Genomic DNA, 23,183 nt, shown 5'->3' with positions numbered 1-23,183 from the left:
CGGACGGGCGGGCCGCGCCGACCGCCGCCGTCTAGCCTGGAGGCCATGGCGCCCGCTGACGAACCCGTCGACCTGGTCGAGGTGTCCCTGCCCGGCGGTCGGCTCGCGGCGGCGCAGCTGCAGATCCTCGCCGAGCTCGCCCACGACCACGCCGGGGGCGCCCTGGTCCTCACCGCCGACGGTCTCGGGCTGCGCGGGAACCGGGCCGAACTCACCGCGCAGCTGTCCGGCCACGGCTTCGACCTGCCCGGACCGCATCGGCGCCGCCTGCTCGCCTCGCCGCTGTCCGGCCGCATCGGCGGGCATGTCGACGTGCGGGACATCCTCGCCGAGGTGCACCGTCGACTCACCGCGCTCGCGCCCGGCCGCGACCTCGTCGTCGGGATCGACGACGGCAGCGGCGACATCGCGGCCCTGGCCCCCGAGGTGGGGGCGGCGGCGCTGCCCGACCGGCGGTGGGCGCTGTTGCTCGACGGCACCGACACCGGCGTGCGCCTGCCCCCCGACGACGTCGTCGAGACGCTGGTCGCGGCGGCGCAGCGGCCGCCGCGGGCCGGGGTCGCCGCGACCCTCGCCGCTCTGGGCGTGGAGCCGTCGGCGCCGCCGGCGCGGCGCCCGTCGGCCCCGGCCCGGCCCGTGGGCTGGTTGGACCAGCCCGACGGTGCGGTCACCCTCGGCGGCGGTCTGCCCGGGGCGGTGCTGCCGGCGCGGACGGCGGAGTTCCTCGCGGCCGTGGATCGTCCCCTGGTGGTGACGCCGTGGTCGGTGGTGCTGCTGTGCGATCTCGACGAGTGGGCCGCCGAACAGGTGGTGCGGGTCCTCGCCCCGATGGGACTGGTCTTCGACGCCGACTCTCCCGAGCTGCGCTGAACCGCGCCGCGGCGGTCGTGTTCCGGGCCCGCACCGCCCGCACGCCGCCTACCGTGGGTTCATGAGCATCGGTGCGGGGTCCGAGTCCGAGGTGTTCGATGTCGTCGTCCTCGGCGGCGGACCCGCCGGGGAGAACGCCGCCGCCTACGCCATCGCCGGCAGCGACCGCACCGCCGTCCTGGTCGAACACGAACTCGTCGGCGGTGAATGCTCCTACTGGGCGTGCATGCCGAGCAAGGCGCTGCTGCGCCCGGGACAGGTGCTGGCCGCGGCCCGGCACATGCCCGGCGTCGCCGCCAAGGTCGCCGCCCACGGCGTCGACGTCGCCGACGTCCTCGCCCGCCGGGACGCGTTCACCGACGGCCGCGACGACACCGCCCAGGTCGAGTGGGCGCGCGGCGCCGGGATCGACGTCGTGCGCGGGCACGGCCGCCTCACCGCCCGGTGCGAGGTCACCGTGGACGGCCCGCAGCCGCGGCGGCTGCGGGCACGGCACGCGGTGGTGGTGGCCACCGGCAGCACCGCGTCCGTGCCCGATGTGCCGGGGCTGCGCGCGGCCCGGCCCTGGACCTCGCGGGATGCGACGAACCTGCAGCAGGTGCCGCGGCGCGCCGCGATCGTCGGCGGCGGCGTCGTCGCCTGCGAGATCGCGACCTGGCTGCGCGAGCTCGGCACCGAGGACCTGACGATGCTGGTGCGGGGGGACCGGCTGCTCGCCCGCACCGAGCCGGTCGCCGGCGCCGCCGTCGCCGAGGCGCTGCGCGAGCACGGCGTGCGGCTGCGGTTCGGCACCACGACGGCGGAGGTGTCCCGCCCGGACGTCGCGGACACCGGCATCGGACGCATCCACGGCGGCCCGGTGCGGCTGCGCCTCGACGACGGTGGCACCCTCGAGGTCGACGAGCTGATCGTCGCGGCCGGGCGCCGGCCCGCGACCGCCGGACTCGGACTCGACACGGTCGGGTGGGCCGGGGAGGGCCCGCTGCGCACCGACGACCACATGACCGTCGCCGGGGTGGACGGGCGCTGGCTCTACGCCGTCGGCGACGTCACCGGCCGGACCGCGCTGACACACATGGGCAAGTACCAGGGACGGGTGTGCGGCGACGTGATCGCCGCCCGCGCCGAGGGACGCGACCTCGACGCGCCGCGGTTCCGGGCGCGCGCCGACCACGGGCAGGTGCCGCAGGTGGTGTTCACCACCCCGGAGGTCGCGGCCGTGGGCCGCACCGCGGCCGACGCCCGCGCCGACGGCCTCGACGTCGAGGTGCTCGAGGTCGACATCGCCGTGGCCGGATCCGCGCTGGCGCGGGACGATTTCACCGGACGCGCCACCCTCGTGGTCGACCGCGCCGCCGACACCGTGGTGGGGGCGACGTTCGTGGGCACCGACGTCGCCGAGCTGCTGCACGCCGCGACGGTCGCGGTGGTCGCCGCGGTGCCGCTCGAGACGCTGTGGCATGCGGTACCGGCGTATCCGACGGTCGGCGAGGTGTGGTTGCGGCTGCTCGAGTCGCGCCGCCGCTGAGCGCGCCGGTCAGCGCGGCAGTCGCCGCCAGATCGGCCGCGGCAGCAGCCGCATCCCGACGAACACCGGCCGCAGCACAGCCGGCACCCACACCTCGCCGCGGCCGCGGCGCAACGCCCGCACCGTCGCGTCCGCGACCCGGTCCGGGGTGCTCGACAGCGGCGCGGGGCTCATCCCCTCGGTCATGCGGCCGACGACGAACCCGGGTCGCACCAGCAGCAGCGACACGCCGCTGCCGTGCAGCGCGTCCGCCAGGCCGGAGGCGAATCCGTCGAGACCGGCCTTCGCGGAGCCGTACACATAGTTCGCCCGGCGCACCCGCACCCCCGCCACCGACGAGAACACCACGATCCGGCCCGATCCCTGGGCCCGCAGATGCCCCGCCAGCCGCGTGAGCAGGGCCACGTGGGCGACGTAGTCGGTGTGCACGATCGCCACGGCATGGGCCGGGTCGTGTTCGGCGCGGTGCTGGTCGCCGAGGATGCCGAACGCGAGGACGGCGACGTCGATCGGCCCGTACAGCATCGCGAGGTCGGCGAGGGTCTGCTCGTGGGTGTCGAGCCGGTCGGCGTCGAACTCGACGGTGTGCACGGCGACGGCACCGGCGTCGAGCACGGCGCGGCGCTGCGCCTCGAGATCGCCGGCGCGACGCGCGGCCAGGACCACGGTGCGGCCGCGGGCCAGCCGGGCGGCCACCGCCGTCCCGATCTCGCTGCGGCCCCCGAAGACGACGATCGAACCCTGCCCGTTGTTCACCGCACCAGTGTGCCGGGTGGCGCCGCGGGGCGCGCGGGCCGGGTTCGGCTACCGTCGCAGGCATGGCCCGCACCCCCGCCGCGCTCGGCGACGCCGCGTTGCAGTTCCTCACCGAATACCATCTCGGGACGCTGACGACCCTGCGCAAGGACGGCAGCCCGCACGTGGTGGCCGTCGGTTTCACGTGGGATCCGGAGGCCGGGGTGGTGCGGGTGATCACCGATGCGACCTCGCAGAAGGCGCTCAACGCCGACCGCCGCGGATACGGTGCCGTCAGTCAGGTCGAGCGGGGCCGCTGGCTCACCCTCGAGGGGCCCGCCCGGGTGCGGGCGGAACCGGAGGCCGTCGCCGAGGGGGTGCGTCGTTACACCGCGCGGTACCGGACGCCGCGGCCCAACCCGACGCGCGTGGTGGTGGAGATCACCGTGGCACGGGTGATGGGCTCGGTACTCGACAAGTAGGGTCGCTCACCCCGGCAGCACCGTCAGTCCGTGCGGACGGTGGTTGAGCGGCTCGCAGCCGTCCTCGGTGACCACCACGATGTCCTCGATGCGCGCACCCCACTCGCCGCGGAAGTAGATGCCCGGTTCGATGCTGAACGCCATCCCGGGCCGCAGCACGTCGGCATTGCCGTCGACGATGTACGGCTCCTCGTGGACGGACAGTCCGATGCCGTGCCCGGTCCGGTGCACGAAGACCTCGGCGAGGCCGTGCGCGGCGAGGGCGTCGCGGGCGGCGGCGTCGACCGAGGCGGCGGTGACCCCGGGCCGGACCGCGTCGACCGCCGCCTGCTGCGCCGCCTCGAGCAACGCCACCTTCGCCGCGACGTCGTCGGGGGGCGCGCCGAGGCTGTAGGTGCGGGTGGAGTCGGAGTAGTAGCCGGGCTCGACCGGGCCGCCGATGTCGACGACCACGACGTCGCCGGGTTCGAGGACCCGGTCGGAGACCTCGTGGTGGGGATCGGCGCCGTGCGGGCCGGACCCGACGATGACGAAGGCGGCCTCGGTGTGGCCCTCGGCGACGATCGCGGCGGTGATGTCGGCCGCAACCTGCGCCTCGGTGCGGCCGGGCCGCAGCCACCGCCCCATCTGCGCGTGCACCCGGTCGATGGCGGCGCCGGCGCGGCGCAGCGCCGCGACCTCCTCGTCGTCCTTGACCATGCGCAGCTGCCGCACCACCTCGGTCGCCAGCACGGGCGGCACCGCGAACCGGGCCGCGAGGGGCACCAGGTGCAGGGCGGGCATGGCGTCGACGACCGCGGTGCGCGGACGCTGCGGCAGCAGCGCGGCGACCTGCGCGTACGGGTCCTGTCCGTCGACCCAGTCGTGCACCGGCAGGTTCAGGTCCGTGGCCGCGGAGTCGGTGAGGGAGGCCAGCTCGAGGCGCGGCACGACGACGGACGCGCCCTGCCCGTCGGTGGGGATCACCAGGCAGGTGAGCCGCTCGAACGATTCCGCGCGTGAGCCGAGCAGGTAGCGCAGGTCCGGTCCGGGAGTGACGAGCAGCGCGTCGAGACCGGCGTCGTGGCCGAGGGCGGCGGCCCGGGCGAGGCGGTCGGCGTAGACGGGGGCGGGGAAGCGGCGCTCGGGGGAACTCATGCGGACAGCGTAGTGGCGTTTGGCAGGATGACCGGTGTGACTGCGACGCCGGCCTCCGCCGCCCCCGTGCCCCCCACCGGCCCGTTGATGCTGCTCGACGGGGCGAGCCTGTGGTTCCGCGCGTTCCACGCGCTGCCCGAGTCGCTCACCGCCCCGGACGGCCGCCCGGTCAACGCGGTGCGGGGGTTCACCGACATGGTGGCGTCGCTGATCACCAAGCATCGGCCGGCGCGGCTGGTGGTGTGCCTGGATCTGGACTGGCGGCCGGCGTTCCGGGTGGCGGCGGTGCCGAGTTACAAAGCGCACCGGGTGGCCGCCGGTTCGGACGGCACCGCCGAGGAGGTGCCGGCGGCGCTGCCGCCGCAGGTGCCGATGATCCTCGACGTGCTGGCCGCGGTCGGGCTCGCCACCGCCGGGGCGGCCGGGTTCGAGGCCGACGACGTGATCGGCACTCTCGCCGCCGGCGAGGCCCGCGACCCGGTGCTGGTGGTCAGCGGCGACCGGGATCTGCTGCAGGTGGTGCGCGGCGGCGCGGTGCCGGTGCGGGTGGTGTACGTCGGGCGGGGCCTGGCCAAGGCCGAGGTGTTCGGTCCGGCCGAGGTCGCGGCCCGGTACGGGCTTCCACCCGGGCGGGCCGGAGCGGCCTACGCCGAGCTGGCGGCGCTGCGCGGGGACCCCTCGGACGGGTTGCCGGGCGTCAAGGGGATCGGGGAGAAGACCGCGTCGACGCTCCTGCAGGAGTACGGGTCGCTCGCGGCGCTGCGCGCGGCGGCCGCGGACCCGGCGTCGGGGCTGGCGAAGGGGGTGCGCGCCAAGCTGATCGACGCCGGCGAGTATCTGGACGCGGCGGTGCCGGTGGTGCGGGTGGCCACCGACGCTCCGGTCCGGGTGTCGCGCCCGGACACGATCCCGGGGGCCCCCGTCGATCCGCAGGGACTCGAGCGGCTGGCCCAGGATCTGGGGATCGGGCGGTCCGCCGCCCGGTTGACCGCGGCGGCGGCCGGGGTGTGAGGGCGACGGACCGGCGTGCTCAGTTGGGCCGGCTGACCTCGTAGGTGCCCTCGTCGTCGGTGAAGGTCAAGGTCACCGTCCGGAACTGCCCGTCCACCGTGAGGGTGCACTCGAAGCTGTTGCCCGCCTTGACTTCTTCGCCGTCCGGGCACTGCACGTCGGAGACGTCGGTTGCGCCGTACGACTCGGTGAGGACCTTCTCGACGCCGGCCTGCGCGGCCTCGGGGTCGAGGGTGTCGGTGCCGCCGAAGAGCAGGACGGCGCCGATGATCGCCCCGATCAGCACGAGCGCAGCGACGGCCAGGCCGACGATCAGGCCGGTCTTCGACTTCGTCTGCGGTGCACCGGCATTCCACTGGTTCGCGCCGGTCCATTGCTGGCCTTGCGGCTGACCGGGTTGCTGCTGTCCCCACTGGCCCTGTTGCGGCTGGCCCTGCTGCGGTTGTCCCCACTGCTGGCCGGGCTGCTGTCCCCACTGCTGGCCTTGCGGCTGACCGGGTTGCTGCTGTCCCCACTGGCCCTGTTGCGGCTGGCCCTGCTGCGGTTGTCCCCACTGCTGGCCGGGCTGCTGTCCCCACTGCTGGCCTTGCGGCTGACCGGGTTGCTGCTGTCCCCACTGGCCCTGTTGTGGCTGGCCCTGTTGTGGCTGGCCCTGCTGCGGCTGCCCCCACTGCGGCTGGCCCTGCTGGGGCTGGCCTGGGCCCTGCTGAGCCCACGACTGCCCGGGAGCCTGGCCCTGCTGCGGTGTGCCGAACGCCTGCGTCGGTGCCGGCCCCTGCTCGGCTCCGGAGGACGGCGGGGGCGACGGCGCCCACTGCTTGGTCGAATCGTCGGAATCCTGCGGGTCGTGCGGACCGCTCATTGTCGCCTCCACCTGCCTTCGCTGTGTCCAATTACCGTAGTCGTAGCACCCCACCCATCACGAGGAAGCCGTGTGGCAGCGCGCGTATCAAACCACACGCGGTGTCTTCACGCCGCATCGACCGCGACGACACCGCGCCGGATCGCGCCGATCGCGCGGGCGGCCGTCTTGGCGAGCTGCGGGTCGACGGCGCCGGTGCGGATCTGATCGAGCAGATCGATGACCTGCCGGCACCAGCGCACGAAATCGCCCGCCGACAGGTCACGTCCGGCGGTGCCGGCGGCGAGCAGAGCCTCGGTCAACGACTGGGTGCTCACCCACGTGTAGATGGCGTCGACGAATCCGGGATCCGGTTCCCGGGTCGGGGGCAGCTTGAAGCGGACCTCGTCGGCGCGCAGCTGTCCGCACAGACGGACGGTGTCGGCGAGCGCGCGACGCAGCGGCCCGGTCGGCCCGTACTCGGTGGCGCCCTCCTCGGCGCGGGCTTCGTACACCACGGCCGAGACGACCGCGGCGAGCTCGGCGGGCGAGAGCCCGGCCCACACCCCGTGGCGCAGGCATTCGGCGACCAGCAGGTCGCTCTCGCTGTAGATGCGGGCGAGCCGCTCCCCCGCCTCGGTGGTCGACGGATCGTCGCCGGCGGTGAGGTAGCCCCGCTCGGTCAGCAACGCGACGATCCGCTCGAAGGTGCGCGCGAGGGAATTGGTGGTGGCCGCGGATTGGCGGCGCATCTGGGCCACCTCCCGGCCCAGCCGGTTGTAGCGTTCCCCGAGCCGGGCGAGACGGTCGAGATCGGGATGCTGGTGGGCCGGATGCCGGCGCAGCCGCCGCAGCGTGTCGATTTCGCGGCTGTCGCCGTGCTTGGCGCGCTTGGGTCGGCGCGGCGCGGAAATCCCGGTGCTGCGCAGCGCCGATGCGAGGTCCCGGCGGGCCCGGGCGGTGCGGGCGTCGGCGTGTCGGGGCAGCCGGAGCTTCCCCAAGGCGGTCGCCGGGGCCGGGAAGTCCGCGGCCGACACCCGGCCGGACCAGGCGTCCGCGGTGACCACGAGCGGCCGGGGATCGGTGACATCGGTGTCGGTCTCGAGGACGACGGCCAGGCCGGTGCGTCGGCCGCCGGGGATGGCGACGATGTCGCCGCGGCGCAGCGCGAGCAGCGACGCGACCGCCGCCTGCCGGCGGTCCTGCCGCGCCTGGCGTTCGCGGGCACGTTCGAGCTGGGTCAGTTCCTCGCGCAGCTGCAGGTAGTCGAGGATTTCGCCGTCCTCGCCGCCGAGCTGGTCGCGCAGCTTGGCGAGGGTCTTCTCGTTGCGCTCGATGCCACGGGTCAGGCCGACGACCGACTTGTCCGCCTGGAACTGCGCGAAGGACCGTTCCAGCAGTGCCCGCGAGTGTTCGGCGCCGACCGCGTCGATCAGGTTGACCGCCATGTTGTACGACGGGCGGAACGAGCTGCGCAGCGGGAACGTGCGGGTGGAGGCGAGCCCGGCGACGTCGGCGGGCTCGAGACCCGGCTGCCACAGCACCACCGCGTGGCCCTCGACGTCGATGCCGCGCCGTCCGGCCCGCCCGGTGAGCTGGGTGTACTCGCCCGGGGTGAGTTCGGCGTGGGTTTCGCCGTTGTACTTGACCAGCTTCTCGAGCACCACGGTGCGGGCCGGCATGTTGATGCCCAGGGCGAGGGTTTCGGTGGCGAACACCGCGCGCACCAGGCCGCGGACGAACAGATCCTCGACGGTGTGCCGGAACGCCGGGAGCATGCCGGCATGGTGGGCGGCGATGCCGCGTTCGAGGGCGGCGCGCCACTCCCGGAAGCCGAGCACCTCGAGGTCTGCGCGCGGCAGGTCGCCGGTGTGCTCGTCGACGACCGCCCGGATCTGCGCGATCTCGGCCTCGGAGGTCAGGTGCAGCCCGGCGCGCAGGCACTGACCGACGGCGGCGTCGCAGCCGGCGCGGCTGAAGACGAACGTGATCGCCGGCAACAACCCCTCCCGGTCGAGGCGGGCGACGACCTCCGGGCGCGGCAGCGGCCGGAACCCGATGCGCCCGCGGGGCCCGCCCCACCGGCCGGCCGAGTCGAGGGCGGCGCGGCGGCGCACCTGCTCGACGAGTTCCCGGTTGACCACGACCCCGCGGCGACCGGTGCCGTCCGCCGCGTCCGGGTGTGCGGCGGATTCGAACAGGTCGAAGATGCGGGGACCGACCATGACGTGCTGGTGCAGCGGAATGGGCCGCACCTCGTCGACGACGACGGTGGTGTCCCCGCGCACGGTCTCCATCCAGTCACCGAACTCCTCGGCGTTGGAGACGGTCGCGGACAGGCTGACCAGGCGCACGTCCTCGGGCAGGTGCAGGATGACCTCCTCCCACACCGCGCCGCGGAACCGGTCGGCGAGGAAGTGCACCTCGTCCATCACCACGTGGGTCAGCCCGATCAGGGTGGTCGAGGACGCGTAGAGCATGTTGCGCAGCACCTCGGTGGTCATCACCACCACCGGGGCGTCCGGGTTGACGGACTGATCACCGGTGAGCAGCCCGACCGCGGCCTTGCCGTAGCGGGCGACCAGATCGGCATACTTCTGGTTGCTCAGTGCCTTGATGGGGGTGGTGTAGAAGCACTTGCTGCCGGCACGCAGCGCCAGATGCACGGCGAACTCCCCGACCACGGTCTTGCCGGCGCCGGTGGGGGCGCACACGAGCACGCCGTGCCCGCCCTCGAGGGCGCGGCAGGCCTGCACCTGGAACGGGTCGAGCGGGAAGGGCAGCCCGGCGGTGAACTCGGCGAGCCGGGACGCCGGCGGGGGCGCGGTGGATCCGGTGTCGGGTGAATCGGTCACAGGCGACTAGAGGGTGTCGGAGTAGTCGGCGGACGCGGGCCCGGGCGGCGGCGTGGAGGTGGGCGCCGGCACCGGGGCCGGCGGGGTGATCGGCGAGCTCTCGTCGTCGTCGAGGTCACCCCAGCCCTGTTCCCGGTCGCGGCGGGCCCGGCGCTTGTCGTTGAGGCGGGCGATCTGGATGGCCAGCTCGAGCAGCACGGTCAGGGCCGCGGCCAGCGCCAGCATCGAGAACGGGTCCTGCCCCGGGGTGGCGACGGCCGCGAAGACGAACATCGCCATGATCAGCCCCCGCCGCCACGCCTTGAGCTTGGCGTAGCTGAGGATCCCGACGGCGTTGAGGGCGACGATGACGAGGGGGATCTCGAAGGACACCCCGAAGATCACGAGCAGGTTGATGATGAACCCGAAGTACTCCGAGCCCGACAGCGCGGTGACCTGCACGTCGTTGCCGACGGTGAGCAGGAACGACAACGCGTGCGAGACCACCAGGTAGGCCAGGACGGCGCCCGCGACGAACAGTGCCGCGCCGGAGACGACGAACCCGATCGCGTAGCGGCGTTCCTTCGCATACAGCCCGGGGGTGATGAACGCCCACAGCTCGTACAGCCAGAACGGGCAGGCGAGCACGATGCCCGCGGTCAGCGCCACCTTCAGCCGCAGCATGAACTGCTCGAACGGCCCGGTGGCGAGCAGCCGGCAGCTGTCGTCGGGGCTGATGTCGGCGCGCGCGGACGCCGGCAGATCACAGTAGGGGCCCCGCAGGATCTCGCCGAGGCTCGGCAGCCCGAACAGGCCGGTGCTGTACCAGACGAACCCGACGATCGTGGTGAGGACCACCGCGGCGAGGGCGATGAGCAGACGGGTGCGCAGTTCGTAGAGGTGCTCGACCAGCGACATGGTGCCGTCGGGATTGGTCTTGCGTCGGCTTCGACGCGGATCGAACGGGATGCGCACGGTGCGGTTCTCAGCTCCTGTCACGGCCGCCGGGATCAGCGGAGGACCGGGACATCCGCGCGGATGTCCCGGTCAGGGTAGTACGGTCAGGCCGAACGCGATTCGGGCTGCGACGTCTGCGTCTGCGGCTCCACGGGGGCCTGGGGCGGCTGGGCCGGCGGCAACGGGCTCGGAGCCGGCTGCTGCGCGGGGCGCGCATCGTCGTTCTGCATCTCCTTGACCTCGCTCTTGAAGATGCGCAGCGACCGGCCGAGACCGCGAGCCGCATCGGGCAGCTTCTTCGAACCGAACAGGATGATCACGACGATCGCGACGATGGCCCAGTGCCAGGGGCTCATTGCACCCATTATCAACCTCCACTGATCTGCTGGCGTCGATGCTACCGGACCGCCCCTGCCGCGGCGCGCCGCACAGGGGCGTTCACAGGGAGTTCGCAGCGGCTTCACACACCGTTCCCGGCGAGCGCGTCGTACGCCGTCAGCGCCGCCTGCGCCCGGTCCCGCACCGCCGCGACCAGCTCCGGCGGGCCGAGCACCCGCACCCCCGCGCCGAGGCCGACGGCCAGGCGCGCCATCCAGTCCAGCGACGCGTAGTGCATCACCGCGTCGACGACGCCGTCCTCGTGGGCCTGCACATCGGTGAGCGGATAGTAGTCGAGCAGCCACCCGTAGCCGGACTCGATGCGCAACCGTGCCGCCGGCAGCGCCGGGTCCCCCGCGAACAGGTCGAGGTGGTCGTCCTCGTCCAGCGCCCGCTCGGGCGGATCCGCCGGTTCGTCGAGTTCGGTGGCGGCGTCGATGCGGTCGAACCGGAACAGCCGCACCCCGTCGGCGGCGCGGCACCAGGCCTGCAGGTAGGTCTGCTCCCCGACCAGCACGATCCGGATCGGATCGACGTCGCGTTCGGACACCGCGTCGCGGGAGGCCGAATAGTAGGTCAGGTGCAGCGCCCGTCCGTGCTGCACGGCCGACCGCACCGTCGCCGCCACCGGATCCTCGGCGACCGGAGGTGTGGGGGCCGGGGGGCGGGCGGTGGCCGCGGCCGTGCCGGCCGCCGCCTCGATCTTCGCGATCGCCCCGAGCGCCGCGGTGGGGTCGACCACACCGGGCATCTCCACCAGCGACCGCAACGCCACCAGCAGCGCCGTGGCCTCGGTGGACGTCAGCCGCAGCGGCCGGTCGATCCCGGCGGTGAAGGTGACCACGATGCTGTCCTCGGAGAACGACAGATCGATCAGGTCGCCGGGACCGTAGCCGGGCAGCCCGCACACCCACAGCTGATTCAGGTCGTCCATGATCTGCTTCGGGGTGACCCCGAGATCGCGCGCGGCCTCGGCGGCGCTGATCCCCGGATGGGCCAGGAAGTAGGGCACCAGGTTCAGCAGCCGGGTCAGCCGACCGGACAGACGTGTGCTCATCGGTGCTCCCCCCGCTCGGCGGCCACGCCGCTGTTCGTGCCGGCGCCGGCCGCGACCGTCGGGGTGGCCAGCACCCGGGCCAGGGTGCGGCGCACCTCCTCGCGCAACTCCGGCGGGTCGAGCACCAGCGCGTCGGCGCCCTGCCCGGCGATCACCCGCCCGATCCACTCCCACGACCGCACCGGCACGTCCAGGACCGTGCCGGGCCGGGCGCCCACCACGCGGCGCTCGTGCTCGGTGCCGAGCCGGCGCAGTTCGAATGCGCGCCCGTCCGCGACCCACACCCGGGCATGACCGGTCACGTCGCCGGTGGCGGTGGCGGCGCGGGCGTGCGCCCGCAGGTCCACCCCCTCGGGGATCCGCACGGCCCCGGCAGGACCGAACTCGGTGATGTCGTCGTCGATCCGGGAGAGCCGGAAGGTGCGCGGCGCCCCCCGGTCCCGGTCGAACCCCACCAGATACCAGCGACCGTGCACCGTGACCACCCCCCACGGCTCGACGGTGCGCTCGGTCCACGGGTCGGTCGGGGAACTGCGGTGCCGGAACCGCACCGCGCGGCGCGCGTCGACGGCGGCGAGCAGCCGCCCCAGCACCGGCTCGGAACCGCGACTGCGGGTGGGCATCGCGGTGATCGCGCCCGCCGGATCGGCATCGACCTGCACCCCGGCGGCGCGCAGCTTGAGCAGCGCGCCCTGCGCCGCGGAGGTGAGCTCCGGTGACTCCCACAGCGCCGCCGCCACCGCGACCGCCGCGGCCTCGGCGCTGGTCAGTTCGATCTCGGGCAGTTCGTAGGCGTCGCGGTTGATGCGGTAGCCCTCGACGGTGGAGAACCGGGACGGCATGCCGGTCTCGAGGGGGATCCCCAGATCGCGCAGCTCGTTCTTGTCGCGTTCGAACATGCGGCTGAACGCCTCGTCGCTGCCCGAGTCGTCGTATCCGGCGACGGAGGCGCGGATCTTCTCGGCGGTGAGGAACTGGCGGGTGGACAACAGGCAGATGACCAGGTTCACCAGCCGCTCGACTTTGGAATTCGCCACGCGGTGCAGCCTAATCCCCCGCCCGCCGGTCGACCCGGTTACCGGACGCCGGCCCCTCTGCCGGCGACCCCGGGGCGCTCCTACATCGAGGCGATGAGCCGTTCGACGCGTTCGTCGACCGAGCGGAACGGGTCCTTGCACAGGACCGTGCGCTGCGCCTGATCGTTGAGCTTGAGGTGCACCCAGTCCACGGTGAAGTCGCGGCCCGCGTCCTGCGCGGCGGCGATGAAGTCGCCGCGCAGCTTCGCCCGGGTGGTCTGCGGCGGGGTGTGCACGGCCGCGTCGACGGACTCGTCGTCGGTCAGCCGCGTGGCCAGGCCCTTGCGCTGAAGCAGGTCGAACACCCCGCGCCCGCGTTTGATGTCGTGGTACGCCAGGTCCAGCTGGGCGATCTTCGGGTCGGACAGCTCCAGGTCGTAGCGGTCCTGGTAGCGCTGGAACAGCTTGCGCTTGATCACCCAGTCGACCTCGGTTTCGACCTTCGCGAAGTCCTGCGACTCGACCGCGTCGAGCACCCGGCCCCACAGATCCACCACCTGCTCGACGTGCGGATCGGGTTCGCGGGTGCGCAGGTACTCCACCGCCCGGCCGTGATACTCGCGCTGGATGTCGAGGGCGCTGGCCTGCCGGCCACCGGCCAGGCGCACCGGCCTGCGCCCGGTCAGGTCGTGGCTGACCTCCCGGATGGCCCGGATCGGATTGTCGAGCGCGAAGTCGCGGAACGCCACCCCGGCCTCGATCATCTCGAGCACCAGCGACGCGGAGCCGACCTTGAGCATCGTGGTGGTCTCGGACATGTTCGAGTCCCCGACGATCACGTGCAACCGCCGGTACTTCTCGGCGTCGGCGTGCGGCTCGTCGCGGGTGTTGATGATCGGCCGGGACCGGGTGGTCGCCGACGACACGCCCTCCCAGATGTGCTCGGCGCGCTGCGACAGGCAGAACGTGGCCGCCTTGGGGGTCTGCAGCACCTTCCCGGCGCCGCAGATCAACTGCCGCGTCACCAGGAACGGCAGCAGCACGTCCGAGATGCGGGAGAACTCCCCCGCCCGCACCACGAGGTAGTTCTCGTGGCAGCCGTAGGAGTTGCCGGCCGAGTCGGTGTTGTTCTTGAACAGGTAGATGTCCCCGCCGATGCCCTCCTCGGCGAGGCGCTGCTCGGCGTCGATCAGCAGTTCCTCGAGCACCCGCTCGCCGGCGTGATCGTGCTCGACGAGCTGGAGAAGGTCGTCGCATTCGGCCGTGGCGTACTCCGGGTGCGACCCGACGTCCAGGTACAGGCGCGCCCCGTTGCGGAGGAACACGTTCGAGCTGCGCCCCCAGGACACCACCCGGCGGAACAGATACCGGGCGACCTCGTCCGGGCTCAGCCGCCGGTGCCCGTGGAAGGTGCACGTGACGCCGAACTCCGTCTCGATGCCCATGATTCGTCGCTGCACACTTCGACAGTACCGCGCGGAATCACCGAGCATGAGCCGCAACGGGATTACCGTCGAACCCGTGATGTTCGCCCCCGCACTGTTGACACGCCTGGACCGGTCCCTGTTCGCGGGCAGCGCCGCCCTGCGGCCCTCCCCCGCCGACCCCGTGCTGCGCGGCCTGAGCCGCGCCGCCGACCACGGTCGGCTGTGGCTGGGCTGCGCCGCGGCGTGCGCCGCGATGGGCGGACGGCCCCGGCGCGGCGCCGTCCGCGGCCTGCTGGCCCTGGGCGGGGCCAGCGCCCTGGCCAACGGGGTGCTCAAGCCGCTGCTGCCGCGCCGCCGCCCCCCGGCCCGGCAGGACGGGCCGCTGCGCCGCTCGCTGCCGACGCCACGCTCGTCGTCGTTCCCGTCCGGGCATTCGGCGTCGGCGGCGGCCTTCGCCACCGGGATGGCCCTCGAATCCCCGCTGGCGGGGGCCGTGCTCGCGCCGGTGGCCGCGGCGGTCGCCTACTCCCGGGTGCACACCGGGGTGCACTGGCCGGCCGACGTGGTCACCGGCGTCGCCCTCGGCACGGCGGTGGCCCTGGCCACCCGGCGCTGGTGGGCGGTCCGCACCGAGGAGCCCGCCCGGCTGGGCCCACCCGCCCCGGCCCCCGCCCTGCCGCAGGGCCGGGACCTGCTGGTGCTGGTCAACCCCGACGCGGGCCGGGACGACGGCGCGGACGCGATCGCCGCGGCGCTGCCCCGGGCACGGGTGATCGTCCTCGACCCGGACCAGGAGTTCACCGCCCAACTCGACCGGTACGTCGCCGAGCACGCCCCCGCGGCGCTCGGCGTACACGGCGGGGACGGCACCGTGCGGGCCGCGGCCGGCGCGGCCGTGGCGCACGGCCTGCCGCTGGCGGTGTTCCCGGGCGGCACCCTGAACCATTTCGCGCGCGACGCCGGGCTGCTCGACCTGGAGCAGACCGTGCGCGCGGTCGAGCGCGGGCAGGCCCAGCGCGTGGATCTCGGCCGGGTACAGGTCGACAGGTCCGGGCCGGAGGGTGGCCCGGTGTTCGTCAACACCGCCAGCGTGGGCGGCTATCCGGACTCGGTGCGGCTGCGCGAACGCTGGGAGCCGCGGATCGGCAAGTGGCCGGCCGCCGCGGCGGCGTTGGCCGCGGTCCTCGCGACCGCGAGCCCGCTGCGGGTGTCGCTGGACGGGGTGCCCACCGCGGTGTGGTTGCTGTTCGTCGGCAACGGACGGTACGCACCGGACGATCGGGTGCCGATGTCACGGCCCCGCCTCGACACCGGGACCCTGGACGTGCGGTATCTGCGGGCCGATCTGCACTGGTCGCGGACGCGACTGCTCGCGGCCGCGGCCACCGGCAGCCTCGCCGGGTCCCCGATCCACGTGCGGCGCGATGCGCCGGCGCTGTCGGTGCGGGTGCGTGACGGGCGGGTCGCCCTGGCCACCGACGGTGAGGTCCTCGCCGAGGGCACGCGGTTCGAGTTCCGCAGCGCCCCCGGCGCGCTGACCGTCTACCGGCCCGTCGATCAGGAACCCTGAGCGGGCTCCGCTCCGTCCGCCCCGGCGGTGTCACTGCCCGGCCCGGCGGTGTCACTGCCCGCCCCGGCGGTGTCACTGCCCGGCAGCAACTGGTCGAGCGCGGCGCCGGTGATGCGGCGGAACGCGCGGCGCGGGCGGGGCTTCTCGAGCACCGCCACCTCGAGTTCGGCGCGGCCGAGCACCCGGGTGCCGTTCTCGGGTCCGGCGGCGGGCACCTGCTGCAAGGCCTGCACTGCGACCTGCACCGCCTCGGCGAGGGACAGCCCCGGCCGGTACGACTCGCGTAGCGCGGTGGCGATGGGTTCGGTGTGCCCACCCATCACCACGAACTGCGGTTCGTCGACGATCGACCCGTCGTAGGTGATGCGGTACAGCTGCGCCGTGTCGGCGGACTCGGCGCGGCCGACCTCGGCGACGCAGATCTCCACCTCGTACGGCTTGGGCTGCTCGGTGAAGATGGTGCCCAGGGTCTGGGCGTAGGCGTTGGCCAGCGACCGCACGGTCACATCGCGCCGGTCGTAGGAATAGCCGCGCATGTCGGCGTGCACGATCCCGGCGCGCCGCAGGTTCTCGAACTCGTTGTACTTGCCGACCGCGGCGAATCCGATGCGGTCGTACAGTTCACTGACCTTGTGCAGGGCCTTCGACGGGTTCTCGGCAACGAACACCACCCCGTCGGCGTAGATCAGCACGACCACACTGCGGCCCCGCGCGATGCCCTTGCGCGCCAGTTCCGAGCGATCGCGCATGATCTGCTCGGCGGACGCATAGTACGGCAGCGTCACAGCGCACCTCCCTGCCCGGACTCGGTGACGGTGCGGTCCGCGACGACGGTGCGGGCCAGCTCGGACAATGTCTGCTCCGGTACCTCGACAGCGCCGTCGGCGGTGATGACCACCGCGGTGGGATAGATGCCGCGGGCGGTGTCCGGGCCGCCGGTGGCGGTGTCGTCGTCGGCGGCGTCGTAGAGGGCCTCGACGACGGTGCGCAGCGCCGCCGCCTGGTCCGCGTCGGCGCGGTAGAGCTTCTTGAGCGACGACTTGGCGAACAACGACCCCGAGCCCACCGCGTGGTAGCCGGCGCGCTCCTCGTAGCGGCCCCCCACCACGTCGTAGGACACGATCCGGCCGGCGCGCTGCGGGTCCGGCGCCTCGAGGTCGTAGCCGACCAGCAGCGGGACCACCGCCAGGCCCTGCATCGCGGCCCCGAGGTTGCCGCGCACCATCGACGACAACCGGTTGGCCTTACCGTCGAAGGTCAGCGGGACACCTTCGATCTTCTCGTAGTGCTCGAGTTCCACCGCGAACAGGCGCACGAGCTCGACGGCCAGCCCGGCGGTGCCGGCGATCCCGGCCGCGGAGTAGCTGTCGGTGACGAACACCTTCTGCACGTCCCGGCTGGCCACCATGTTGCCCATGGTGGCGCGCCGGTCACCGGCGATCAGCACCCCACCGGCGAACGTCACCGCGACGATCGTGGTGCCGTGCGGGGCGATGTCCGCGTCGGCGCCGCGCAGCCCGGGACGGTTCTCCGGCAGCAGTTCCGGCGCGTGCAGGCGCAGGTGGTCGGAGAACGAGGACAGCGGGGAACCGAACGGCATGTGCGGCGGGTGGACGGGGAACGGGATCGGCGAACGCTCCGCTGTCACTGGCCGCCCTTCTGCACGTACGCACGCACGAAGTCCTCGGCGTTCTCCTCGAGCACGTCGTCGATCTCGTCGAGCAGGTCGTCGGTCTCGGCCGCGAGCTTCTCGCGTCGTTCCTGACCGGCACCGCCGTCGCCGACGACCTCGTCGTCGTCGCCTCCGCCACCGCGTGTGGTCCGCTCCTGAGCCATAGCGGTCGACCTCCTCGTTCGTTCGTGGCGCCCGCCCCGGCCGCGACCGGCGCGAGCACCGACTGCTCGGACCTCCACCCTACCGAGCAGATGCGACACTCCGCGCGACTACGCGCGTGTCGCGCCCGCCCGGGCGGGTCAGCTGGTCAGTTCGTCGACCAGCGCGGCCGCCGAATCCACCGAGTCGAGCAACTTGCCGACGTGCGCGCGGCTGCCGCGCAGCGGCTCGAGGGTGGGGATGCGCACCAGCGATTCGCCGCCCAGGTCGAAGATCACCGAGTCCCAGCTGGCGGCGGCGATGTCGGCGCCGAACCGGCGCAGGCATTCGCCGCGGAAGAACGCGCGGGTGTCCGACGGCGGGGTATGCACCGCGTCGAGCACATCCTGCTCGGCGACCAGGCGCTCCATCGAGCCGCGGGCGACGAGCCGGTTGTACAGGCCCTTGTCCAGCCGCACGTCGGAGTACTGCAGGTCCACCAGATGCAGCCGCGGCGCCGACCACGCCAGGCCCTCCCGGTTGCGGAAACCCTCGAGCAGGCGCAGTTTCGCGGGCCAGTCCAGCAGGTGCGCGCAGTCCATGGGGTCGCGTTCGAGCAGGTCGAGGACCATCGCCCACTTGTCGAGGATGTCGCGGACCCGCTTGTCGTCGGTGCCGTCGTGGAACGTCGCGACCCGCTCGTGGTAGATCCGCTGCAGGGCCAGGCCGGTCAGCTCCCGGCCGTCGGTCAGGGCCACGGTCTTGCGCAGCGTGGGGTCGTGGCTGATGTGGTGCACGGCGGTGACCGGCCGCGCCAGCTGCAGATCCGACAGGTCCACACCGGCCTCGATCAGATCCAGCACCAGCGCGGTGGTGCCGACCTTGAGGTAGGTCGACATCTCGGCGAGGTTGGCGTCGCCGATGATGACATGCAGGCGCCGGTACTTGTCGGCGTCGGCGTGCGGCTCGTCGCGGGTGTTGATGATGCCCCGCTTGAGGGTGGTCTCGAGCCCGACCTCGACCTCGATGTAGTCGGCGCGCTGCGACAACTGGAATCCGGCCTCGTCGCCGGACTGGCCGATGCCGACCCGGCCGGAGCCGGTGATCACCTGCCGGGAGACGAAGAACGGGGTCAACCCCGCGACCACCGCCGAGAACGGCGTGTCGCGGGCCATGAGGTAGTTCTCGTGGGTGCCGTACGAGGCGCCCTTGCCGTCGACGTTGTTCTTGTACAACTGCAGGCGCGGCGCGCCGGGCACGCTCGAGGCGTGCCGGGCGGCCGCCTCCATCACCCGTTCGCCGGCCTTGTCCCAGATGACCGCGTCGAGGGGGTCGGTGACCTCCGGCGCCGAGTACTCCGGGTGGGCGTGGTCGACGTACAGCCGGGCGCCGTTGGTGAGGATCATGTTGGCGGCGCCGACCTCGTCGGCGTCGATGACCGGGGCCGGGCCGTTGAACCGGCCCAGGTCGAAGCCGCGGGCGTCGCGCAGGGGGGATTCGACCTCGTAGTCCCAGCGGGTGCGCTTGGCGCGGGGCACGCCCTCGGCGGCCGCGTACGCCAGCACCGCCTGGGTGGACGTGAGGATCGGGTTCGCTGTGGGCTCGTTGGGTGAGGAGATCCCGTACTCGACCTCGATGCCGATGATCCGCTGCATGACGTCGAGGTTAGGCGATCGGCGCCGGGTCGGGCGGGCCGGGACGGGCGGAAGGTGGGGCGACGGCGGTGTCGAGAAACTCCACCGAGCCGGTCGCGCGCAGGACCTGGCGGACCCCGGGCGGCGCCCAGCCCGCCGTCGGGTCGCGGCCGAGGACGGGGTCGACGAGGTCGAGACGGCGGCCGCGGTGGTGCAGGGTGCAGCCGCCCGCGGCACGCACGTTGCGCACCCAGTCGGTCCGGGGACCGTAGGTCAGTGCGATGCGGTAGCCGCCTGCGCGGCCGAACACCAGCACCGGGGTGCGATAGCGGCGCCCGCTGCGCCGGCCGCGATGTTCGACGATCGCCGTGCCCGGCAGGTGCCCGGCGACGGGCCGGGCGAGCCGGTTGGTGACCACCCGGTTGAACCGGGCGAGGGCACGGGGCAGCGGCACGCTCACCCTCCTGCCGGTCGCGTCGGGTCCCGGTGGGGCCGCCGCTCCCCGCGGCGGCCCCACCGGGACGGCGTCACAGGTACTGGCCGGTGTTCGACTCGGTGTCGATCGCCCGGCTGGCGCTGGCGTTCTTACCGGTGACCAGGGTGCGGATGTAGACGATGCGTTCGCCCTTCTTGCCCGAGATCCGTGCCCAGTCGTCCGGGTTGGTGGTGTTGGGCAGGTCCTCGTTCTCGGCGAATTCGTCGACGATGGAGTCGAGCAGGTGCTGCACCCGCAGGCCCGGTGCCCCGGTCTCGAGCACCGACTTGATCGCGTACTTCTTGGCGCGGTCGACGATGTTCTGGATCATCGCCCCGGAGTTGAAGTCCTTGAAGTACAGGACCTCCTTGTCACCGTTGGCGTACGTCACTTCGAGGAAGCGGTTCTCCTCGCTCTCGGCGTACATCCGGTCGACGACCCGTTCGATCATCGCGCGCACGCACGCACCGCGGTGCCCGCCGAACTCGGCGAGGTCGTCGGCGTGCACCGGCAGTCCCTCGGTGAGGTACTTGGAGAAGATGTCCAGTGCCGCCTCGGCGTCGGGCCGTTCGATCTTGATCTTCACGTCGAGCCGGCCGGGCCGCAGGATCGCCGGGTCGATCATGTCCTCCCGGTTGGACGCGCCGATCACGATGACGTTCTCGAGGCCCTCGACACCGTCGATCTCCGACAGCAGCTGCGGCACCACCGTGGTCTCGACGTCGGAGGACACCCCGGAGCCGCGGGTGCGGAAGATCGAGTCCATCTCGTCGAAGAACACGATCACCGGGGTGCCTTCGGACGCCTTCTCCCGCGCCCGCTGGAAGATCAACCGGATGTGGCGTTCGGTCTCGCCGACGAACTTGTTGAGCAGTTCGGGGCCCTTGATGTTGAGGAAGTAGGACTTGGCCTCCTTCGAATCCTCGCCGCGGGCCTCGGCGATCTTCTTGGCGAGCGAATTGGCGACGGCCTTGGCGATGAGGGTCTTGCCGCAGCCGGGCGGGCCGTAGAGCAGCACCCCCTTGGGTGGGCGCAGCGCGTATTCCCGGAACAGGTCCTTGTGCAGGAACGGCAGTTCCACCGCGTCGCGGATCTGTTCGATCTGCCGGCCGAGGCCACCGATGTCGTTGTAGTCGACGTCGGGAACCTCTTCGAGGACGAGGTCCTCGACCTCGGCCTTGGGGATGCGCTCGAAGGCGTACCCGGCCTTGCTGTCGACCAGCAGCGAGTCGCCCGGCCGCAGCTTGAACGACGCTTCGGTGTCCTCGCCGCCCTCGCCGACCTCGACGATCCCGGCCGCGGCTGCCGCCGCGGCGGCCAGCGGCGCGGCCAGCCACACGATGCGTTCCTCGTCGGCGTGTCCGACCACGAGGGCGCGGGTGCCGTCGTCGAGGACCTCGCGCAAGGTGGTGATCTCCCCGACCCGCTCGAAGCCGCCGGCTTCGACGACGGTCAGCGCCTCGTTCAACCGGACCGTCTGTCCGGAGACGAACGACTCGGGTTCGAGGTTCGGGGACACGGTGACCCGCATCTTGCGGCCGGAGGTGAACACGTCCACGGTCTGGTCGTCGTAGATGCCGAGCAGCACCCCGTAACCGCTGGGGGGCTGACCGAGCCGGTCGACTTCCTCGCGCAGGGTGATCAGCTGCTGGCGGGCCTCTTTGAGGGTGTCCATCAGCTTGCCGTTGCGCACGGTCAGGGAGTCGATCCGGGCCTCGAGGTCACGGACCTGTTCGGACGGTTCGACGAGCCGCCGCCGCAGGGCGGTCGCCTCGGCGCGCAGCGCTTCGAGTTCTTGTGCCGCCGCAACCGAATCCGGGTTCTCTGTCGAGCTCATGTGCGACTCCCTCCACTATCGGTCATTCCACGCTACCGGCAGACGGCCGACTGTGTGGTGCGACGCGAAATCGGCATGCGGCGAATGCGTGTCGGATTCCTCACGGCGGCGACCCGGGACCCCGCGACCGATGTTAGCCTTGCCTTTCTCGCAGCCGGGTCGAAAGGACTTCCGTGACCACTCGCACCAGGTGGGCAGCTGCCGCCGTCGCCGCCACCGCACTGACCGCGCTGCCGGCCTGCGCCACCGGCGACTCCACCGGTGCCGCCGTCCAGTCCACCGCCGTCCAGTCCACCGCCGTCCAGTCCACCGCCGTCCAGTCCACCGCCGCCCCGTCCGCCGCGTCCGCGGCCGAACTCGACGCCGTGCTGGCGACGTTCTTCGACCCGGCGGTGCCGGCGGCCGACAAGACCGCGATCGTCGAGAACGGCGCGGCGCGGGCCGCGCTGCTCGAACAGTTCAACGGGGTGCTCGCCGGCTACCCGCTCACCGCCGACGTCGACACCGTCGAGTCCGTCGACGGCGACACGGTCACGGCGACCGTGCAGGTCACCGGCCCGCACGGCGGCGCCCCGATGCCGATGACGTTCGAGCGGGAGGACGGAACCTGGCACCTGGCGGACGAGAGCACCTGCCAGGTCCTGGCGATGGGGTCCCTGACCTGCCGGTGACCGAGCGCTCGGCCCCCGGCCGGATCAGCCCTTGCTCGGCCGGCGCTGCGGCTTCGGCGTGACGGTGCCCTCGGCGAGACGGCGGGCGCTGACCAGGAACGCGGTGTGCCCCTGCATCCGGTGCTCCGGCCGCACCGCCAGACCCACCACGTGCCAGCCGCGCACCATCGACTCCCACGACCGCGGTTCCGTCCAGCAGGTCTGCTCCCGCAGCGCCTCGACCACCTTCGACAGCTGAGTCACCGTCGCCACGTACACGATCAGCACCCCACCGGGCACCAGCGCCTTCGCCGCCGTCGGCAGAGCATCCCACGGGGCCAGCATGTCCAGCACCACCCGGTCGACCGGACCGTGCCGGTCCAGGTCGTAGTCCGCGACGTCCCCCACCGTCAGATCCCAGTTCCCGGGACGCTGCCCGAAGAAGGTCTCGACGTTGCGCACCGCATGCTCGGCGTGATCCTCGCGCACCTCGTAGGACACCACCCGGCCGGTCGGTCCCACCGCCCGCAGCAGCGAACAGGTCAGCGCACCCGAACCGGCACCGGCCTCGAGTACCCGGGCGCCGGGGAACACATCACCCTCGTGCACGATCTGCGCGGCGTCCTTCGGGTAGATCACCTGCGCCCCACGCGGCATGGACAGCACGTAGTCCGTCAGCAGCGGCCGCAACGCCAGATACGGGGTGCCGTTCGTGGAGGTGACGACGCTGCCCTCGTCCGCGCCGAGCAGCGCGTCGTGCAGGATCCCGCCCCGGTGGGTGTGGAACTCCTTGCCCGCCTCGAGCACCACCGTGTACTTGCGGCCCTTGGCGTCGGTGAGCTGCACCCGGTCACCGACCTCGAACGGTCCGCTGCGCCCGAGTCCACCTGCTGCCATCGCCGTATCCACCTTCGTCCGCTCCACCGGGACC

At 72.8% G+C, this 23,183-nt stretch carries 22 protein-coding genes; 6 read left to right on the top strand and 16 right to left on the bottom strand.

All coding sequences use genetic code 11. The features are described 5' to 3' along the window. The first annotated feature begins 45 nt into the window (after nt 1-45). Nucleotides 46-870, top strand: coding sequence for a precorrin-3B synthase (locus ACWPQI_RS12440; RefSeq protein WP_203010717.1), 825 nt, complete (start codon nt 46-48; stop codon nt 868-870). Nucleotides 871-931: 61 nt separating this feature from the next. Beyond that, nucleotides 932-2,398, top strand: coding sequence for a dihydrolipoyl dehydrogenase family protein (locus tag ACWPQI_RS12435; protein WP_040269792.1), 1,467 nt, complete (start codon nt 932-934; stop codon nt 2,396-2,398). Between the two features lie 9 nt (nt 2,399-2,407). On the opposite strand, the gene ACWPQI_RS12430 is transcribed toward ACWPQI_RS12435, so the two are convergent. Then, the gene (locus ACWPQI_RS12430) at nt 2,408-3,154 is read right to left on the bottom strand and encodes an SDR family NAD(P)-dependent oxidoreductase (protein ID WP_010596439.1); all 747 of its coding nucleotides are present in this window, start codon (nt 3,152-3,154) and stop codon (nt 2,408-2,410) included. Nucleotides 3,155-3,216: 62 nt separating this feature from the next. Here ACWPQI_RS12430 and ACWPQI_RS12425 point away from each other — a divergent pair, with 62 nt between their 5' ends. After that, complete coding sequence (locus tag ACWPQI_RS12425; protein ID WP_010596440.1) at nt 3,217-3,615, top strand: TIGR03618 family F420-dependent PPOX class oxidoreductase; 399 nt, start codon at nt 3,217-3,219, stop codon at nt 3,613-3,615. 6 nt (nt 3,616-3,621) lie between these two features. Here the strand turns inward: ACWPQI_RS12425 and ACWPQI_RS12420 are convergent, their stop codons facing one another. Continuing rightward, on the bottom strand, nt 3,622-4,752 hold the full coding sequence (locus tag ACWPQI_RS12420; RefSeq protein WP_010596441.1) for a M24 family metallopeptidase: 1,131 nt from the start codon (nt 4,750-4,752) through the stop codon (nt 3,622-3,624). Between the two features lie 27 nt (nt 4,753-4,779). On the opposite strand from ACWPQI_RS12420, the gene ACWPQI_RS12415 reads away from it, so the two are divergent. Continuing rightward, nucleotides 4,780-5,763 carry a 5'-3' exonuclease gene (locus tag ACWPQI_RS12415; protein ID WP_017682300.1) on the top strand — a complete coding sequence of 328 codons (984 nt, stop codon included), beginning with the start codon at nt 4,780-4,782 and terminating at the stop codon, nt 5,761-5,763. A gap of 19 nt (nt 5,764-5,782) precedes the next feature. Here ACWPQI_RS12415 and ACWPQI_RS12410 read toward each other — a convergent pair whose 3' ends face one another. The 7 genes from ACWPQI_RS12410 to pafA all read right to left on the bottom strand — a co-directional run bounded on the left by ACWPQI_RS12410 (nt 5,783) and on the right by pafA (nt 14,306). Further along, nucleotides 5,783-6,625 carry a DUF4333 domain-containing protein gene (locus tag ACWPQI_RS12410; protein WP_119700308.1) on the bottom strand — a complete coding sequence of 281 codons (843 nt, stop codon included), beginning with the start codon at nt 6,623-6,625 and terminating at the stop codon, nt 5,783-5,785. A gap of 107 nt (nt 6,626-6,732) precedes the next feature. Beyond that, complete coding sequence (locus ACWPQI_RS12405; protein WP_474738828.1) at nt 6,733-9,459, bottom strand: DEAD/DEAH box helicase; 2,727 nt, start codon at nt 9,457-9,459, stop codon at nt 6,733-6,735. A gap of 6 nt (nt 9,460-9,465) precedes the next feature. Further along, the gene (gene tatC / locus ACWPQI_RS12400) at nt 9,466-10,413 is read right to left on the bottom strand and encodes a twin-arginine translocase subunit TatC (protein ID WP_474738850.1); all 948 of its coding nucleotides are present in this window, start codon (nt 10,411-10,413) and stop codon (nt 9,466-9,468) included. Nucleotides 10,414-10,499: 86 nt separating this feature from the next. Then, entirely contained in the window at nt 10,500-10,760 is a 261-nt protein-coding gene (tatA, locus tag ACWPQI_RS12395) for a Sec-independent protein translocase subunit TatA (RefSeq protein WP_026138124.1), read from the bottom strand. 95 nt (nt 10,761-10,855) lie between these two features. Further along, a complete protein-coding gene (locus tag ACWPQI_RS12390; protein ID WP_017682296.1) occupies nt 10,856-11,830 on the bottom strand; it encodes a helix-turn-helix transcriptional regulator in 975 nt (324 codons plus the stop codon). Beyond that, nucleotides 11,827-12,867 (bottom strand): helix-turn-helix transcriptional regulator, encoded by a 1,041-nt coding sequence (locus tag ACWPQI_RS12385; protein ID WP_017682295.1) that lies wholly within the window; start codon nt 12,865-12,867, stop codon nt 11,827-11,829. Before ACWPQI_RS12385 ends, ACWPQI_RS12390 begins: the two co-directional genes overlap by 4 nt. An 80-nt stretch (nt 12,868-12,947) precedes the next feature. Next, nucleotides 12,948-14,306, bottom strand: a complete 1,359-nt coding sequence (gene pafA, locus ACWPQI_RS12380) for a Pup--protein ligase (RefSeq protein ID WP_003937216.1) — start codon at nt 14,304-14,306, stop codon at nt 12,948-12,950. Nucleotides 14,307-14,370: 64 nt separating this feature from the next. Here pafA and ACWPQI_RS12375 point away from each other — a divergent pair, with 64 nt between their 5' ends. Next, nucleotides 14,371-15,843, top strand: a complete 1,473-nt coding sequence (locus tag ACWPQI_RS12375; protein WP_203011872.1) for a bifunctional phosphatase PAP2/diacylglycerol kinase family protein — start codon at nt 14,371-14,373, stop codon at nt 15,841-15,843. Here ACWPQI_RS12375 and prcA read toward each other — a convergent pair. From prcA to arc, 6 genes are all read right to left on the bottom strand, one after another. Beyond that, nucleotides 15,831-16,628 carry a proteasome subunit alpha gene (prcA, locus tag ACWPQI_RS12370; protein ID WP_474738827.1) on the bottom strand — a complete coding sequence of 266 codons (798 nt, stop codon included), beginning with the start codon at nt 16,626-16,628 and terminating at the stop codon, nt 15,831-15,833. The two genes, ACWPQI_RS12375 and prcA, sit on opposite strands and share 13 nt — an antisense overlap. Then, nucleotides 16,625-17,443, bottom strand: coding sequence for a proteasome subunit beta (gene prcB, locus ACWPQI_RS12365; protein ID WP_017681810.1), 819 nt, complete (start codon nt 17,441-17,443; stop codon nt 16,625-16,627). The genes prcA and prcB overlap by 4 nt, the downstream gene beginning before the upstream one ends. 44 nt (nt 17,444-17,487) lie before the next feature. Next, a complete protein-coding gene (locus tag ACWPQI_RS12360) occupies nt 17,488-17,679 on the bottom strand; it encodes a ubiquitin-like protein Pup (RefSeq protein ID WP_003937722.1) in 192 nt (63 codons plus the stop codon). A gap of 138 nt (nt 17,680-17,817) precedes the next feature. Further along, entirely contained in the window at nt 17,818-19,311 is a 1,494-nt protein-coding gene (gene dop / locus ACWPQI_RS12355; RefSeq protein ID WP_010596453.1) for a depupylase/deamidase Dop, read from the bottom strand. Nucleotides 19,312-19,321: 10 nt separating this feature from the next. Further along, nucleotides 19,322-19,744 (bottom strand): nitroreductase family deazaflavin-dependent oxidoreductase, encoded by a 423-nt coding sequence (locus ACWPQI_RS12350; RefSeq protein WP_017681809.1) that lies wholly within the window; start codon nt 19,742-19,744, stop codon nt 19,322-19,324. 73 nt (nt 19,745-19,817) lie between these two features. Continuing rightward, on the bottom strand, nt 19,818-21,602 hold the full coding sequence (gene arc, locus ACWPQI_RS12345) for a proteasome ATPase (RefSeq protein ID WP_099527978.1): 1,785 nt from the start codon (nt 21,600-21,602) through the stop codon (nt 19,818-19,820). A 173-nt stretch (nt 21,603-21,775) separates the two neighbouring features. Here arc and ACWPQI_RS12340 point away from each other — a divergent pair, with 173 nt between their 5' ends. After that, complete coding sequence (locus ACWPQI_RS12340) at nt 21,776-22,273, top strand: WKL family lipoprotein (RefSeq protein ID WP_040269747.1); 498 nt, start codon at nt 21,776-21,778, stop codon at nt 22,271-22,273. Between the two features lie 24 nt (nt 22,274-22,297). Here ACWPQI_RS12340 and ACWPQI_RS12335 read toward each other — a convergent pair whose 3' ends face one another. Next, nucleotides 22,298-23,149, bottom strand: coding sequence for a tRNA (adenine-N1)-methyltransferase (locus tag ACWPQI_RS12335; protein WP_010596458.1), 852 nt, complete (start codon nt 23,147-23,149; stop codon nt 22,298-22,300). Nucleotides 23,150-23,183 lie beyond the last annotated feature (34 nt).

The sequence above is a fragment of the Rhodococcus sp. LMD genome (assembly GCF_056108245.1).
Note: the sequence above shows the minus strand (reverse complement) of the source record. Positions and strands in the feature narration are given on the sequence as shown.